Here is a 17,184-nt window from a genome sequence, read left to right as displayed (position 1 = left end):
GAGGCATGACTTTAAGGCACACGGAAGTAATCAATGAATACATCAAATAAAGGGTCGGGAACGCTGCATTCTGGTGCGTTCAATTTTTCGAGTTTTATTCAAAGCGGTGTGGACCCTCGCACCGGTTCTTATAGTTGCAACCTGGCGTTGAATGAAGTACTGGGCAATCGCTTGTGCGGGCCGACCGTACCGCTAGCGCTGGTTTTCAGCGCGTTTAATAGCCGAAACTCAGGATTGGGAACGGGCTGGTCTTTGCCATTGAGTTCGTACAACCGGACGAACCACAAACTGTCTTTGTCTTCAGGGACGTGTTACCACGTACATACCCACGGCACGACGGTCAGTCTGTTAGACAAGAAGCTCGATACCGTCAAGGTTCATATGCATGAAGACACCTGGGTCATTGAACATAAAAATGGCACGGTTGAAGAACTGACGCGCCCCAGTGAAGACGATGACGAGTGGCTGCCTTCAAGAATCTTCTCTCCCGAAGGGCGTTATATTTCTTTCTTCTACAGCATTGTTCAGGGCCAACGGGTACTGCGAGAACTTCGCGATCAACATCAGTCTTTGTTGAGGCTTGAATATGAGAGCGATAACAACTGGGATAGCCAGCCTGGCCTTACGCTGTGGCCCGACAGTCAGCCACAAAGACGTAAATTTCACTTTGTTATCCGCGATAACTGGCTGCGTCAAATATCACTGACCACGCCCCACGGCAGGGAAGCGGCCCACTGGGTATTTGACTATCAAACCAGTGAATCGGCCGCGCTGCTGATGACGCATGTGCAGACACCGGCTGGGGCCGTGGAAACGCTGAGTTATAACCTTCATGGTCATGCATTACCTTCTGGCGCGCCGGTTGAGACCGTGCCTGTTGTGACGTCCTGGCGTATTGCTCCCGGCGCCGGGCAACCCGCGGTCGTTCGTCAGTATGAGTTTTCAAGGCATAATTATTTTGGTTATGGCGCGGGGTATGTCTGGAGCGACAACGAAGATTATCTTTACCAAAACGCCAGTGACTATGTGTATACGTCGACTGAAACCGTGGTTGCAGGGGCACAGTCCACGCGTATTGAGAGGTGTTATAACCGGTTTCACCTGATGATCTCGCAGGTGACAACAGTCGGCACTAAGGTGCAGCGCAAGCTGATTGATTACCACGATGCAGAAGGGAGAAGTTTTAACGAACAACCGGCTATTTTCCAACTGCAAAAAAGCCTGTCGGTTTCCTACTACGATCTTCGCAGTCCTCAAGACGTACGTACCGAGATCACCCGGACGACCTACGATTCGTCAGGTAATTTATTGGAAACTCAGAACCCGACAGGCGGCAGAGAGATCAATACCTATTACGCCGCTGCGGGAGAGGCCGGTTGTCCGGCGAACCCCGGCGGGTTTGTGCATTTCCTCAAAAGTAAATCAGTCATCCCCTCACCTGACTTCAGAGCTGCCCCCACCACGCGAATCTTGCACACCTACGCGGATCTGCCTTCTCTTCAAGGCGGTTCTAAGCGTTTTCTAGTGTTGCTCAGTGATGAGTTGTACGAAGTCGGCACGGCTGACCCCCTGGTGCGCACGACGTACCGCTATGTGAGTGATCCAACGCAACTCCAATACGGCAAAGTCAGTGCCAAGACCGACACTATGGGCGGCGCCTCAACCACCTTTACGTTCACTTACACCCAGGATCAGGACTGTGTGCGGGTCAGTCAGGGTGTGGAGGCCGATGCTCATTCATGTATCCAGCAGGTCTGGTACAACGAATTGAGCGGTCAAGAAGTCAAAGTCTGTGACCACGACCGCAGCGTGCTTGAATCGACCTACGATGGATTAGGCCGTTTGAAGTGCGAAACCGTGGCCTCGCCAACGCATCCGGCCTCCCGGCAATACGCCTATCACTTGCCAACCGATGCAGAAGGGGAGGCGCACCAAACGCTTTTAAATTCGCGTGGTGCGCAGCACATCACCACCGTTGATGGCCTGGGTCGTAAGGTGCATGTGGCGGTGCAAGACCTTGACCATGGCGGTGCTGAAAAACCATTACGCGAGGTTTATCGCGCGGTGTACACAGAGGCGGGGCAACTCAGTGAAGAGTTCACCACAGATTGGTTTGAGGGAGTGGCGCAAACAGTGCGCACTGCGTTCAGGTATGACGAGTGGGGCAATGTTTCACAGATAACAGGCCCCGATGGCACGGTGACCCACGAAGCGCATGATCCTGTAACCCGCACCCATACACGATGGCTGGAGGGGGCAGGTAAAACTGTCACGGTCAATAACGTCTTCGGTAAGCCTGCGAGTGTTGAACGTATTGATACCCAAGGCCGCTCGCTGGGCCAAACACGGTTCACTTATGACGGATTGGGCCGGTGTGTGGAAACGCTCAGCCCGCCAGGGCTGATCAACCAGTTCAGTTATGACGTCTTTGGGCGTTTGATTCAGTCGGTATTGCCCGAGGGAACCGTGATCACGCGGCTCTACTCGCCACGCAGTATTGGCCCTTACCCCACGCAGATAAAAGCCAATGACTACGTATTGGGTACACGCACTTACGATGCATTAATGCGCATCAGCAGTACGACAGTCGGTGGACGAACCGAGCGTTTTACTTACGAACGCGGGCGCGCAGAGCCATCGAGCAAAACCTGTGCTAGCGGGAAAATAATCCACTTCACACTTGATCCGCTTTGCAAAGGAGAGGTGGCCCGGCGTTCCGTGGAGGGGGATTCGGATTTGACCACCACCTTCAATCGAGCATCGCCGCATGGCCAATTGCTTCAAGCGTCCAACCCCTATAGCCAGGAAAATTTGTCTTACTTCGCATCGGGCAAGCTTGAGAGCAAAGAGTATGTGATCGGGGACAAGCGCTTTGAATCCTCATACACCTATTCGCTAATGGGTAAGCCGATCAGCTTCACTGATATCACGGGGAGCACTCGTCACTCTCGTTATGACCTTTTTGGGCGGTTGTCTGAAGTTGAACAAGGCCCCGTTAAAAGTGTTTATGGCTACGATGCGCGTGGGGCGCTCAAGACCTTGAGCGTCAACGACACTCAGGCAGGGCGCAGACTGGTGACCGAGCTTGTACAGGATGATTTCGCACGGGAAATTCGTCGTACGTTCATCCTGGAACACAATCGCCGGTTAGTCCTTGAGCAAGCCTTTACTGTGCAGGACAAACTCCAGCGGCGAACCTTGAGTGAAGGCCCAGCGGTGCTGCGCGATGAAACCTATGAGTATGATTTACGCGGGCGCTTGAAGAGGTACACGTGCAGCGGCCCGCAAGCTCCGGTCGACCCTTTGGGCAACGTCATTGTGTCCCAGGACTATACCTACGATTACCTCGACAACATTCGTTCGTTAACCACCTGCTTCGAGGGCGATGAGGATGTCACAACGTTTAGTTATGACTACATCGATCGAACCCAGCTCAGCCAATTGACCCACAGTCATCCTGACTACACGTTTATGAACCGTCGATTTGAATACGACGCTGACGGTCATCAGCTCACTGATGAATGGGGTCGCGTGCTGACGTATGACGCATTGGGTGGCTTGTGCTCGGTGGGGGTGGATCAATTGCCGGAATCGAGCAAGCTGGTGGAATACAGCTACAGCCCAATGGACAAACTTCAGAGTATTCAACCAGGGCAGGGCCTGATCAAGGAGTGCTTCTACCATGAGGGCTCACTGGCCAATGAGGTTCAGGGTGAGCAGACGTGCAGTTATTTTCATCAGGGGAGCCACGCGATGGCTCAGATGAGCGCAGATGATTGCGCGTTACTGGGCACCGATAGCCAGGGAAGTGTCTTGCACGTACTTTCACATCGAGGGGATGCTCACTTGGCCTACACACCTTATGGCAATAGGCCGCTTGATGATGGCATGAGTTCATTGCTTGGGTTCAATGGCGAGTTACCCGACCCGGTCACCGGCTGTTATTTGCTGGGCAATGGTTACCGTGCTTACAACCCGATACTGATGAGGTTTCACTCCCCCGACAGCTTGAGCGTATTTGATGGTGGCGGGTTCAATGCCTACGCGTACTGCCTGGGCGACCCGATAAACTTCAGCGATCCGACCGGCCATATTACGACGGCGCAAGGCGTGAAACTCGGTATCACCATCGCGCTTTTACTGGCCTCCCTGGCACTCACCCTGTATACGTTTGGCGCCGCGTCGTCCTCGCTCGTACTTTCGCTGAAGTCGATCATCAGTGTTATTTATGAGGTGGTGTCCACTAGTATTTCGATTGCTTCAGCTGTGCTCGACGAGTTGGCTCCCGATACAACCGTGGCGAAAGTCTTCTCCTACGCCAGCCTGGCCTTAGGCGGTGTATCGGGTGCCAATTGGGTGATAGGGAAAGCCTTTAACAAGGGCATCGGTGTTGCGCTGACTCAAACAATTGATCGAGTGGGCAAGGCCGCCACCCACACAACATGGTCAGGTACGATCGCGACCAGCGCTGTGCGGCCGATGGCAAACACCAGCACGGTTGTGCGGGGTAATGGGGGGCTTAAACATTTGAATAAGCTGCATAAGCAGTTGATCGCAGTTTCACACGCCAAGACCGTTGTCGATTACGCACGCTATTCGTTCACCGGATTCAAGGCTGCACATAAGCACTATGGCAATATCAGTGAGTTTGTGACGAGCCATGAGGCGCCAAGAACCTTGGGACAGTTGGGCACTTGGGTGACGGACGCGGGAGCTCATTTTTCTGGCGACAACCCGTCCGGCTCGGATAAAACGCTGCCCCTGGTGGCATTTTTTGAAGACCTTGAAGATCGGGCAGATACCATCAGGCATGCCCTTTAACGCCCGTGAATGGAGCACGCCAATGCCCTTGCGGGGTTGGCGTGCACGGCCTGTCAAGCGTGAGAAGGCTTTTTGGTGTTGACCCAGCGATTGGCGATGATGTCCAGGCTGCTGCAAAACACGAAATACACTAACGCTACAAACAGGTAAATCTCGGTCGGGTGCACCATCACCCGATTACTCACTTGAGTGGCTACGAACGACAGCTCGCCGACGCCGATGACATATGCCAGTGAGGTGTCCTTGATCAATGAGATCCATTGATTGAGGAAGGAGGGCAGCATCATGGGCAGGGCTTGCGGCAGGATAATCAGGCGCAACACCTGCCAACGGCTCAAACCCAGCGCTTTGCCCGCTGCCCACTGCCCAGCCGGCAACGCGCTGATACCGGCATAGACCGAGTGCGCCAGGTACGCGCCGCCGATCAACGACAGCGCACACACCACCGTGGCCAGCGCAGGCACATCCACCTTGAACACAATGGGCAGCAGAAAGTAGCTCCAGAAAATCAGCATCACCACCGGGATCGCGCGAAGAAACCCCAGTACGCCCAGCAACACCCAGCGCCCCCCGCCGCGCATCATCACCAGCGCTACACCCAGCACCAGCCCTAACAGCGCAGAAATAATGCCTGACAGCGCACTCAACACCAGCGTGAGAGCGGCACCGCCCAGCGGGCCATCGGGATAAGCCCCGAGCAAAAAGTACGACAGATTGTCGCTAATGACCGAGAAGTCCATGACTTACACCACTCCCTGCTTGTACCACTTGCTGCGGGCGACCCTTTGGCCGATCACTTCGATCAACGCAATGCTCGCCACATACAAGAGGGTGGCAAAACCAAACGCTTGAAACGTTTTGAAGGTTTCAGTCTCGACCTGGCGCGAGGCATAAGACAATTCGGCCAAGCCAATCGCCATGGTCAGTGATGAGTTTTTCAGTGCATTCATGTATTGCCCCAACAAAGGCCCCAGCGCGGTGCGCAAAGCCTGTGGGAACACGATGTAACGCCACACTTGCGTGCCGGTCAAACCCAGGGCCAGCCCGGCAGCCCGCTGCTCGATGCGCACTGAACTGACCCCCGCGCGAAACTCCTCGCAGATAAAGGCCGCGGTGTAGAGCATCAACCCCCAGAACCCGGCCAGAAATTCAAACGACGGCCATTCAATCTCAAACAGCCCCACAGACAGGCTGCGCGGCTGATTGAGCCACATCACCAGGCCTTCGGGCAGCATCGCCGTGACGCCGAAATACCAGAAAAACAACTGCACCAGCAGCGGTGTGTTGCGAAACAGTGAGAGATAAGCACGGGCCGGCCATGACCACAGCCGTGAAGGCGAAAGGCGCGCCAGGCACAACAAAAACCCAAGGCCGGTGGCGACGATACAGGTGAGCAGTGAAAGGATCAGCGTCAGCACGAAGCCATCAAGCAGCCAATGCAGGTAATGCGGGGCAAGCAGTTCACCGAACATAAACAACGTCCATCCAGAAACAAACAAACCCGTCCGGTTGACCGTGACGGGCTTAACGATACAACGCGCAGGTTTTAGCGTTTGTCGCCGATCGTGTACAGACGGGTCAGCGGAGTTTTGGTGGTTGGGCCAAACCAGGCGTCATAAATGGTTTGCGCCTGACCTTTGCCTTCCAGTTCGAGCAGGGTTTCGTTGACCACGTTGGTCAACGCCGTTTCGCCTTTGGGGATGCCCACGCCAATCAGGTCGTTGGAAATAGTGAAGGGCGGGACTTCGTATTTGTCCTTGTCCGGCACGTTGGCCAGCAAGCCGATGAGTTTGGGGCCGTCCTGGGTAATGGCTTGCACGTTACCGTTGCGCAGCGCAGTGAACGCAAACGGGGTGTCATCGTAAGCCACCACTTTTGCGCCGGGGTACTTGGCCCGCAGCACGCCTTCGTTGACCGTGCCTTTGTCGACACCTACGCGCCAGGTGTTCAAGTCTTCGGGGGATTTGAGCGTACCTTTTTTAACGATGAACTGCTGGCCGGACGAAAAATACGGAATGCTGAAATTCACCTGCTCGGCACGCTCCGGCGTAATGGTGAAGTTGGCCAGCACCAAGTCCACTTTATTGGCCACCAACAGCGGTACACGGTTGGCCGGGTTGGTTGGCTGCAACTGCAACTTCACGCCCAGTTTGTCGGCGATGGCTTTGGCGTAATCGACGTCCAGACCTTCGATTTGCTTGCTTTTGGCATCCACAAAACCGAACGGCGGGTTGCTGTCGAACGACGCCACACGCAGCACACCGGCCTTTTTGATGTCATCCAGACGATCAGCATGGGCCAGGCCAGACAGTACAGCCAGGGTCAGAGCGGTGAGGGCAGTGATTTTCTTCATTTCGTTCTCATCATGAGTTGGAATCGTTATGAGGAGAGTGTTACAGGAAATTTATCTTTTAAAAAAGAATATAAAACGATTTGAATATTCCATTTTTGAATATGAAGATTGTGAGAAAAGCAAGCAACAAGGCGCAACGATCATGCGGTGCTTAACACACACCGCATTTCGCAGCCTCCTGCCTCGTCAGTTACAGAGCACCTGCGGGGTATGACTCACCCCGGTGGCCAATGTCATTGGCTTCAAGCTGCTGGCCTCTAACAGCGCTTGGGTATACGGATGTTGAGGGTGGTTGAAGATCGTCCGCGCATCCCCTTGCTCCACGACTTTGCCGTCCTTGATGACGATCATGTCGTGGGCCAGCGCATGCACCACCGCCAGGTCGTGGCTGATAAACAAGTAGGTCAGGCCGTGGCGCAGTTGCAGGTCGCGCAACAAGTCCACGACTTGTTTTTGCACGGTGCGGTCCAGCGCCGAGGTCGGTTCGTCGAGCAGGATCAAGGCGGGCTCCATGATCAGTGCCCGGGCGATGGAGATGCGTTGGCGTTGCCCCCCCGAAAACTCATGGGGGTAACGATGGCGGCTTTGCGGGTCCAGCCCCACTTCTTGCAATACCCGAATCACGGCCTCTTCGCGTTCCAGGGGCGTGCCGATGCCATGCGCCAGCAAACCTTCGGCGATGATTTGCTGCACCGACATACGCGGGCTGAGGCTGCCAAACGGGTCTTGAAACACCACCTGCATTTGCCGGCGCAACGGGCGCAGCAGGTTCTGGTTCAGCAGGTTGAGCTGCTTGTTGCCAAAACGAATGTCGCCCTCGGAGTCCACGAGCCGCAGGATGGCCTGACCCAGGGTGGATTTGCCCGAACCCGACTCACCGACAATGCCCAGGGTTCTGCCTTTTTTCAGCTCGAAACTGACCCCGTCCACGGCCTTGACGTACTGACGCTCGCGGCTGAACAGCGGCGTGGGCAGCGCAAACCATACCCGCAGGTTGTCGACTTCCAGCAGGTTGTGCCGGTAGTCGCTGGGCACTGGCGTACCGCTGGGTTCGGCTTCAATCAGCATGCGGCTGTAAGGGTGCTGCGGTGCGCGAAACAGGTCTTCGCACCGGGCTTGCTCAACGATTTGGCCGCCGCGCATCACGCACACGCGCTGGGCGATTTTGCGCACCAGATTCAGGTCGTGGCTGATGAGGAGCAGGGACATGCCCAGGCGCTGTTGCAGGTCGATCAACAGTTCGAGGATTTTTTGCTGCACCGTGACGTCCAGTGCGGTGGTGGGTTCGTCGGCGATCAGCAGCTCAGGTTCATTGGCCAGCGCCATCGCAATCATCACCCGCTGGCGTTGGCCGCCCGACAGTTGGTGCGGGTAAGCTTTCAGGCGGGTTTGCGGGTCGCGGATGCCCACCAGTTGCAGTAACTCCAGGGTGCGTGCCCGTGCCGCGCGGTTTTTCAGGCCCTTGTGGGTGAGCAACACCTCGCTGATTTGCTTTTCAATGGTGTGCAGCGGGTTGAGTGAGGTCATCGGCTCCTGAAAAATCATGGCGATGCGGTTGCCGCGCAGACCGCGCAGTTGGGCGTCGCTGGCACTCACCAGGTCGATGCCGTCATAGCGGATGCTGCCTTGGGTCTGCACGTCTTTGCCCGGCAGCAAGCGTAGGATCGAGTGCGCGGTCACGGACTTGCCAGAGCCGGACTCACCCACCAGCGCCAGGCATTCGCCACGGCGGATGTCGAGGTTGACCCCGTGCACCACTTCGCGCCCGGCAAAGCCGACGCGCAGATCACGTATTTCAATCAATGTGTTGGTCATCTCAGCTCCTAGGGTCAAATGCATCGCGGCAGGCTTCGCCGATAAACACCAGCAACGACAAAATCAGCGCCAGGGTGAAGAAGGCTGTGAGTGCCAGCCAGGGCGCTTGCAGGTTGCGTTTGGCCTGGCCAATCATTTCGCCCAGCGAGGCGGTGCCGGGCGGCATGCCAAAGCCCAGGAAGTCCAGTGCGGTGAGGGTGGCGATGGCGCCCGTGAGGATGAACGGCAGGTAGGTGAGGGTTGAGGTCATGGCGTTGGGCAGGATGTGTCGGCGCATCAGGGCACCGTCGGTCAAACCCAGTGCGCGGGCTGCTTTAACGTATTCCAGGTTGCGTCCACGCAAGAACTCGGCGCGCACCACGTCCACCAGTGCCAGCCAACTGAACAGCGCCATGATCCCCAGCAACCACCAGAAGCTCGGCGCCACAAACCCCGACAAAATGATCAGCAAGTACAGCACCGGCAAACCGGCCCACACCTCTTGCACGCGCTGCCCGAAAAGGTCGACCAAGCCGCCGTAAAAACCTTGCAAAGCGCCAGCGGTGATCCCGACCACGGCACTGATGGCGGTCAGGATCAGGGCGAAGAGGATGGAAATCCGTGCCCCGAAAATCACCCGCGCCAGCACATCGCGGGCCTGATCGTCGGTGCCCAGCCAGTGGGTGGCGCTGGGTGGGCTGGGGGCGGGTTCCTTGAGGTCGTAATTGACCGTGTCGTAACTGAACGGGATGGGCGCAAAGAGCATCCAGCCGCCCTGATCAGTGATCAGCTTGCGCACATAGTCGCTGCTGTAATCCGGCTCGAAAGGCAGCTCGCCGCCAAAGTCGGTTTCGACGTAGTTGGCCACTATCGGGAAGTACCAGCTGTCTTTGTAGTGAATCGCCAAAGGTTTGTCGTTGGCCACCAGTTCCCCACCCAGGCACAGGATGAAGAGCGCGACAAACAGCCATAACGACCACCAGCCGCGGCGGTTGGCCCTGAAGTGTGCGAGACGGCGCCTGCCAATAGGAGAGAGGGTAAACATCAGGCAGTCCTCGCCGAGAAGTCGATACGGGGGTCGAGCAGGGTGTAGCACAGGTCGCCGATCAGCTTGATCAACAACCCGAACAGGGTGAACAGAAACAGGGTGCCGAAGACCACGGGGTAGTCACGCGACACGGCGGCTTCGTAGCTCATGCGCCCGATGCCATCGAGGTTGAAGATGGTTTCTATCAGCAGTGAACCGGCGAAAAACACCTCGATCAGCGCCTGCGGGATACCGGCGACCACCAGCAGCATGGCGTTGCGCATCACATGACCGTAAAGTACCCGGCGCTCGGTCAGGCCCTTGGCGCGCGCCGTGACCACATACTGACGGCTGATTTCGTTGAGAAAGCTGTTTTTCGTGAGGATGGTCAGGGTGGCAAAGCCGCCAATCACCAAGGCAGAGACCGGCAGCACCATGTGCCACAGGTAGTCACCGATCTTGGCGAAAAAGCTCAGGTTATCGAAGCCGTCCGAGACCATGCCTTGCACCGGAAACCAGCTCATGTAGCTGCCGCCCGCGAACACCACGATCAACAGAATCGCAAACAGGAATGCGGGCATGGCGTAGCCAATGATGATCGCGGTGCTGGTCCACACATCGAATGCACTGCCGTTGTGAATGGCTTTGCGAATGCCCAGGGGGATTGAGATCAGGTAGGTGATTAACGTCGCCCACAACCCGAGCGAAATCGAGACCGGCAGCTTTTGCAGGATCAGGTCCGTGACCTTGGCCCCGCGAAAAAAACTGTTGCCAAAATCCAGTTGCGCGTAGTTCTTGAGCATCAACCACAGGCGTTCGTGCATGGGCTTGTCGAAGCCGTAGTGCTTGGTGATTTCTTCAACCAGCGCCGGGTCCAGGCCGCGGCTGCTCCGGCTGGCGCCACCGCTGCTGGCCGCCATGTCCCGCGCGCCGCCGCCCACTGATGCCCCGCTAAAGCCTTGCAAGCGTGCGATGGCTTGTTCCACCGGGCCACCGGGTGCGGCTTGTACGATCAGAAAGTTGACCACCAGAATGCACAGCAAGGTGGGGATGATCAGCAATAAACGTCGACTCATGTAATGCAACATTTCAATGGCCCTCCGACGACGTACTGGCGGCGCTCAAGGCGGCGTTGGTTTGCGCGGTGGTGCTGACTTGCCACCAGGTGTCCAGCCCTTCGTCATACATCGGCTCCTGTGCCGGGCGGCCGAAGCGGTTTTGGTACACGGTGGGGGTGCCGACTGAGTAGTAGTTGGGAATCATGTAGTAGCCCCATTGCAAGACCCGATCCAGCGCACGGGCGTAATGCACCATCTCTGTACGGCTGTTGGCCTGCACCAGGCCGTCGAGCAGGGTGTCTACGGCCGGGTCGCGCAGCACAAAGGCGTTAGAGGCGCCGACCTGGGTGGCGCTGCGCGAGCCGTACATGTCGTACATCTCGCGGCCTGGCGAGACGATGGGCTGGCCACTGCGCGGAAAGCCCACCACGATCATGTCGTAGTCACGCGCGTTGAGCCGGTTGATGTACTGCGCCGAGTCGATCTTGCGAATGTCCATCGTGATGCCGATCTGCGCCAGGGTGCGCTTGTACGGCAAAATCATGCGGTCAAAGCCGCCTTGGCCATCGAGGAAAGTGAAGCGCAGCGGTTCGCCCTCAGCGTTCACCAGCGTGTTGTTTTTGGCCGTCCAGCCCGCTTCTTTGAGCAGCGCCAGCGCTTGCAGTTGTTTGTCGCGGATGTAACCGCTGCCATCGGTCTTGGGGGCCTGATAGACCTGCGTGAAGACCTCATCCGGGATTTTTCCGCGCAGCGGTTCAAGGATCTCCCGTTCGCGGGCATCGGGCAGGGCGGTGGCGGCCATTTCACTTTTCGGGAAGTAGCTCTGCTGGCGCACGTAGAAGCTGCGCATCATCTGTTTGTTGGTCCACTCAAAGTCCCACAGCAGGCTCAGCGCCTGACGCACGCGGCGGTCTTGAAAGAACGGGTTTTGCAGGTTGAACGCAAAGCCTTGCGCGGCCCCCGGTTTGTCTTTGGCGAACACGCCTTTTTGCAGGCGGCCATCGTTGAGCGAAGGGCTGTCATAGCCGATGCTGAAACCGGTGGCCGAGAACTCGCGGTTGTAGTCGAAAGCCCCGGCCTTGAGCAGTTCGCGGGCTACATCGGTGTCGCCGTAAAAATTCACGGTCAGGCGGTCGAAGTTATACATCCCTTTGCTGACCGGCAGGTTTGCGCCCCACCAGTGCTGATTGCGCTCAAAGGTGATGCTGCGGCCAGGGTCAACCTTTGAGACGGCATACGGGCCACTGCCCAGCGGCGGTTCGAAGCCGCCGCCATTGGTAAAGTCGCGGGTCTTCCACCAGTGTTGCGGCAGGATGCGCATGCTGGCCAAATCCAGTGCCAGCGTGCGGTTCTGGTTGTTCTTGAAGTCAAAACGCACTTGCAACGGGCCTTCGATCGCGATGTCTTTGACCTCGCCATAGAGCATGCGGTAGCTCAGGCTGCCTTGGGTCATCAGCGTGTGGTAAGTGAACGCCACGTCTTGTGCCGTGATAGGGGTGTCGTCAGCGAAACGGGCTTTGGGGTCCAGGTTGAAGCGCACCCACAGGCCATCGGGGTCGCGCTCCATGGTTTTGGCCACCAGGCCATACACCGTGTAGGGCTCGTCCAATGAACGAAAGGCCAGCGGGGCATACACCCACTGATCCACCTGCGCCACGCCGGTGCCTTGGTCAACATAGGGCGTGAGGTAATTGAACTGGCCGATTTCCATCGACGCGCGGCTCAAGGAGCCACCTTTGGGGGCGTTCGGGTTGACGAAGTCGAAGTGCTGGAAACCGGCCGGGTATTTGGGCGCCTCGCCGTAGACCGTCATGGCCTGGCTGGGCGCGGCACTGACGCCGATGCTTACGCACGCGAGTACGGGCACCAACAACGAGCGGATCAGGGGCAGGAAATATGAAGACATGTGTGGGGTTTCCTTGTACCGCGTGTAGAACCATTGAGTACCGTGAAAAATCCCCACAGCCTTGCGCGTGAAAAGGCCGTGGGGTCGCGATTTCGCAGTTATGCCGACGCAAGCTGGAGGAGGCTGCGTCGGTTATCACTCAGAAGTGGTAGGTGGCACGGGCGAAGAAAGTACGGCCCATTGGGTCGGCATACCGTGGATCGAAACCACTCTGGAAGTTATAGGCCTGATTGGAGAACGGCGGATTGCGATCGAACATGTTTTTCATGCCCACATCCAGGTCGACGGTTTTGTTGAAGGTGTAGCCCGCAGACAAGTCCCACAGGGTGTAAGAGGCCACTTTGGCATGGGTGCTTGGGTCGTAGTCGTTGTAGCCGCTGGTGAAGCGGTTAACCAGCGAGGCACGGTATGGCCCCAGGTTCCAGGTGCCGTTGAGCACATGTTTCCAGCGTGCCACCACCCCGGTGCCTTCAAAGTCACCGACGTTATCGGTGTACGTACCGCCGATCGTGCTCTGGAAGTCATAGCGGGTGACGTAAGTGCCTTGCAGGCCCAGGCCGAATTGGCCGTATGGGGTGTTGGGGAAGCGGTAGTCCATGCTCACGTCAATGCCGCTGGTTTTGACTGCACCCAGGTTGGCGAGGCCGGTTTGCACGTAGTTGAGTGAACCGTCGGGGTTACGCACATAGCGGTCGGCATACAGCGCCGGGTCGTCAAATACGGTGGATTCCGGGAACTCGGCGATCTGGTTGGCGATGTGAATCCACCAGAAGTCCAGGCCCAGCGACAGGTCGCGCACCGGTTGATAGACGAAGCCCAAGGTCACGTTGCGGGCTTTTTCGGGCGAGAGCTGGGTGTTGCCGCCGGTGCGGTTATGGAACTGCTGGCCGCAATCGCGCCCGCTGTTGCCGCCCGGTTGCACCACGCCGCCGGCGCACAGCACCGGGTCGTTGTAGTAACCCTGGGTGTACGTGGTGTATTGCGGGTTGTACAGCTCATACAGCGACGGTGCACGGAACCCTTCGCTGTAAGCGCCACGTACCACCAGCTCTTTGACGGGCTGGTAACGGAACGAGTATTTCGGGTTGGTGGTGCTGCCAAAGTCGCTGTATTTGTCATGACGTACAGCGGCCGAGAGTTCCAGGCTGTCGAGCACCGGTACGTTCAGTTCGGTGTACACCGCCTTCACGTTACGGTCACCTTTGACGCTGCCGTCCGGGTCAACCCCCAGGCTGCTGACGTCAGCCGCATAAGCTTCGTAGCTCTGGTGGAATTTTTCCTGACGGTATTCACCGCCGATGGCCAGACCGGCCGGGCCTGCGCCGAACCAGTCACCGACCTCGCGGCTCATGCGCCCGTCGATCCCGCTTACACGGCCCACTGAGGAGGAGTATTGGCCGTGGTATTGGTTGGCGTCGATGTAGGCCTGGCCGGCCGACGTTTGCGGGCCGAAGGGGTTGATGATGCCGTCTGCGATGCCGTTGATCATGGCTGCATCACTGACATAACCCCCGGTCAGGCTGGAGATGACCTGGTTTTGGTTGTACGAGGCGCCGACGTTGTAATCCCAGCCCTTGACCATGCCGTCGAAGCTCAGCACCAGACGCTGACTGGTGTTCTGGTCTTTGGACTGACGACCGCCTGCGGCTGTTTCACGCCAGTTCAGGCCAATCGGCTGGCTGGGGTCGAAGGACGGATCGTTGGTGCCCGGCGTGATGCCGTTGCCGGGGAAGTAAGGCGAAGAGGGGTCCATCGTCAGGCCGAGCAGGGGGGCGGGCGCCACCGAGGTGGCGTTGTTATTTCGGGCCCAGAAGTATTCGAGGTTAACGTTGTCATCGTCGGTGAGCTTGCCGGTGGCCTTGCCGAAAAACGAGGTCTTTTCGGTTTCGGGCAGCAAGTCGATGTAGTCGCGGGTGTCATAGCGGCATACGCCCTGACGCAGTACCAGGTTGGCACCGCTGCAATTGCTGCCGGCCAGCGGGCTGGTGTTGATATTGCCCTGGCTCCAGTTGGCCGGGTAAGAGGTGCCGGAGGTTTGGTCCAGCCCACGGCCCGGCGCGTAGTTGGTGGTAAAGGTGCGGTCCTTACTTTGCAATGCGCGTTGTTTGTTGTAGCCCACCACGCCCATGACGTTGAAACGGTCTTTGTCCAGGTCGCCATACCCCCAACTGCCGCTGATGTCGTGGCTGCTGCCACCACCGCTGGCATCGGTCCCTTCGCCGCCCAGCGAGAGCGTGCCGTCGGTCAGGGATTTTTTGGTGATGAAGTTGATTACGCCGCCAATCGCGTCGGTGCCGTACAAAGCCGAGGCGCCGTCGCGCAACACTTCAACCCGGTCAATGGCCGCAAACGGGATGGTGTTCAAGTCAACTGCCGAGCCGTCGATGGCGTTGTTGCCCAGACGGCGACCGTTGAGCAGCACCAGGGTTTTGTTGGCACCAATGCCGCGCATGTCAGCGAAGGTCGACCCCCCGGTGGCAGAGCCAACGGAGCTGGCCGAGTTGCGGATCGACTGGTTACCGGTCACGCGTTGCATGATTTCAGCGGTGGTGGTCACGCCTTCATTGCGCAGCTGTTCGGCACGCAGAATGGTGATCGGCACAGCGGTTTCGGCATCGACCCGGCGAATCGCCGAGCCGGTCACTTCCACTCGTTGCAGTTGCGTGGTGGCGGGTGCCGCCACGGCATCTGTGCTGACTGTTGCGGTGCTCACCGCACTGCCAGAATCGTGCGCAGGGGCCGCTTCGGCTGCGTGTAACTGGCCAGCGCTCATCCCCAGAGCAACCAGATACAGCGGCACAAAACGATGGCGTTGCAGGCTCGCAACGAGCGGTTTGAGGGTAAAACCTGAACTCTTCATCTGCATGGTTATTTCCGACTTTTTCAGACGTTTATTGGAATGGCCTTGTGAGCCCTCATGACTCCAGTTGGGTTGTGTCGACCCTGGCAAAACACGTTTTTCAAGCCAGCCGCTCCCCTGCAAGGGCCAAAGAGCCCCTGCGCGACGTGGGTACTGCGTGGTTACAGCGATTGCACAGTGATCTCTGAAGTCGCTGCCAACGGCGGCGACTACAGGGGCGTTATTTGGCGGTCATCACCGAGATTTTGGTGATCCCCGAACGTTCGATTGACGCCATCGCCTTGGCCACCTGGCCGTAATTGACCCCCTCGTCTGCCTGAAGCTGCACGCGCACTTCGGGGTCCTGGTTTTTTACGTCTTGCAGGCTTTTTTCCAGCAGCTCGGGGGCCACCTCGTTTTTGGCCAGGTAGAACTTGCCGTCCTGATCGACGCTGACCACCACCGGGTCTTTCTTTTGCTGACTGGCCACCGCGTCGGTCTTGGGCAGGTTGATCTTGATCGCGTTGGTCATCATCGGGGTGGTCACGATGAACACCACCAGCAGTACCAGCATCACGTCCACCAGCGGGGTGACGTTCATTTCACTGAGTACTTCGTCGCTGTCCTGCGTTGAGAAAGACATCAGCTTGCCTCCCGCACCGGGGTGCGCTTGGTGGAAATGGCCTGGCGATCAACGGCGAAGGCGCTGCGTTGGGCGAGGGCGTCGAAGTCATGGGCAAAATCGTCCATGTTGGCCGAAGCCAGTTTCAGGCGACGCAGGAAGAAGTTGTAAATCAACACCGCCGGGACGGCGACCGCGATGCCGACGCCGGTGGCGATCAAGGCATGGCCGATGGGGCCAGCAACGGTTTCAAGGCTGGCCGAGCCTGTAGCGCCGATGGTTTGCAGGGCTTCCATGATTCCCCAAACGGTGCCGAACAAACCGATAAAGGGCGCGGTGCTGCCGATACTGGCGAGGATGGCCTGACCGCTTTCCAGCGCGCGGCGTTCTTTCTGGATTTGCTGGCGCAGGTTGCGCTCCAGACGGTCTGAACGGTTGATGGTGTGGGCCAGCTGTTGGGTGGTGCGCGGGGTGTCATCGACAATCATGGCTTCAAAGCCGCTGTTGGCGATGCGCGCCAGTGCGCCGGGGTACTGGCTGGCGTGTTCGGCGGCGGTGAGCAAGTCCGGGGCGGCCCAAAACGCTTTGCTAAACAACTTGTTTTGTTTTTTCTGACGCAAGTACTGCGAAGACTTGATGAGCAATAGTGCCCAGCTCACCACTGAAAACAGCACCAATGCCCACAACACTCCAGGGACAATCATGGAAGACAGAGACTCGTTCATGGCTACACCTCACACGCGACTAAATGAAAGTAAATGTCG

Annotated in this window: 11 protein-coding genes; 1 reads left to right on the top strand and 10 read right to left on the bottom strand. The window is 57.8% G+C overall.

All coding sequences use genetic code 11. The features are described 5' to 3' along the window. The first annotated feature begins 33 nt into the window (after positions 1 to 33). Positions 34 to 4,821, top strand: coding sequence for an RHS repeat-associated core domain-containing protein (locus tag GYN01_RS01195; protein ID WP_203306472.1), 4,788 nt, complete (start codon positions 34 to 36; stop codon positions 4,819 to 4,821). Positions 4,822 to 4,874: 53 nt separating this feature from the next. Here GYN01_RS01195 and GYN01_RS01190 read toward each other — a convergent pair whose 3' ends face one another. The 10 genes from GYN01_RS01190 to GYN01_RS01145 form a co-directional block, all read right to left on the bottom strand. After that, positions 4,875 to 5,561, bottom strand: a complete 687-nt coding sequence (locus tag GYN01_RS01190) for an amino acid ABC transporter permease (RefSeq protein ID WP_048399383.1) — start codon at positions 5,559 to 5,561, stop codon at positions 4,875 to 4,877. A 3-nt stretch (positions 5,562 to 5,564) separates the two neighbouring features. Next, positions 5,565 to 6,293: an amino acid ABC transporter permease gene (locus tag GYN01_RS01185; protein WP_048365376.1), complete on the bottom strand. Its 729-nt coding sequence runs from the start codon at positions 6,291 to 6,293 to the stop codon at positions 5,565 to 5,567. Positions 6,294 to 6,367: 74 nt separating this feature from the next. Next, complete coding sequence (locus GYN01_RS01180; RefSeq protein ID WP_048365377.1) at positions 6,368 to 7,174, bottom strand: ABC transporter substrate-binding protein; 807 nt, start codon at positions 7,172 to 7,174, stop codon at positions 6,368 to 6,370. A gap of 186 nt (positions 7,175 to 7,360) precedes the next feature. Further along, positions 7,361 to 8,989 carry an ABC transporter ATP-binding protein gene (locus tag GYN01_RS01175; protein WP_048365378.1) on the bottom strand — a complete coding sequence of 543 codons (1,629 nt, stop codon included), beginning with the start codon at positions 8,987 to 8,989 and terminating at the stop codon, positions 7,361 to 7,363. A gap of 1 nt (position 8,990) precedes the next feature. Beyond that, entirely contained in the window at positions 8,991 to 10,013 is a 1,023-nt protein-coding gene (locus tag GYN01_RS01170) for an ABC transporter permease (protein ID WP_048399385.1), read from the bottom strand. Next, on the bottom strand, positions 10,013 to 11,083 hold the full coding sequence (locus GYN01_RS01165) for a microcin C ABC transporter permease YejB (RefSeq protein ID WP_048399388.1): 1,071 nt from the start codon (positions 11,081 to 11,083) through the stop codon (positions 10,013 to 10,015). The genes GYN01_RS01170 and GYN01_RS01165 overlap by 1 nt, the downstream gene beginning before the upstream one ends. Position 11,084: 1 nt before the next feature. Then, positions 11,085 to 12,959: an extracellular solute-binding protein gene (locus GYN01_RS01160; RefSeq protein WP_082149323.1), complete on the bottom strand. Its 1,875-nt coding sequence runs from the start codon at positions 12,957 to 12,959 to the stop codon at positions 11,085 to 11,087. 139 nt (positions 12,960 to 13,098) lie between these two features. Then, positions 13,099 to 15,825: a TonB-dependent receptor gene (locus GYN01_RS01155; protein ID WP_048365381.1), complete on the bottom strand. Its 2,727-nt coding sequence runs from the start codon at positions 15,823 to 15,825 to the stop codon at positions 13,099 to 13,101. 214 nt (positions 15,826 to 16,039) lie between these two features. Continuing rightward, entirely contained in the window at positions 16,040 to 16,441 is a 402-nt protein-coding gene (locus tag GYN01_RS01150; RefSeq protein WP_048365382.1) for an ExbD/TolR family protein, read from the bottom strand. Next, positions 16,441 to 17,145 carry a MotA/TolQ/ExbB proton channel family protein gene (locus GYN01_RS01145; protein WP_088500071.1) on the bottom strand — a complete coding sequence of 235 codons (705 nt, stop codon included), beginning with the start codon at positions 17,143 to 17,145 and terminating at the stop codon, positions 16,441 to 16,443. The genes GYN01_RS01150 and GYN01_RS01145 overlap by 1 nt, the downstream gene beginning before the upstream one ends. Between the last annotated feature and the right edge of the window lie 39 nt (positions 17,146 to 17,184).

The organism is Pseudomonas weihenstephanensis, assembly GCF_016812185.1.
Taxonomy (GTDB): Bacteria; Pseudomonadota; Gammaproteobacteria; order Pseudomonadales; family Pseudomonadaceae; genus Aquipseudomonas; species Aquipseudomonas weihenstephanensis.
Note: the sequence above shows the minus strand (reverse complement) of the source record. Positions and strands in the feature narration are given on the sequence as shown.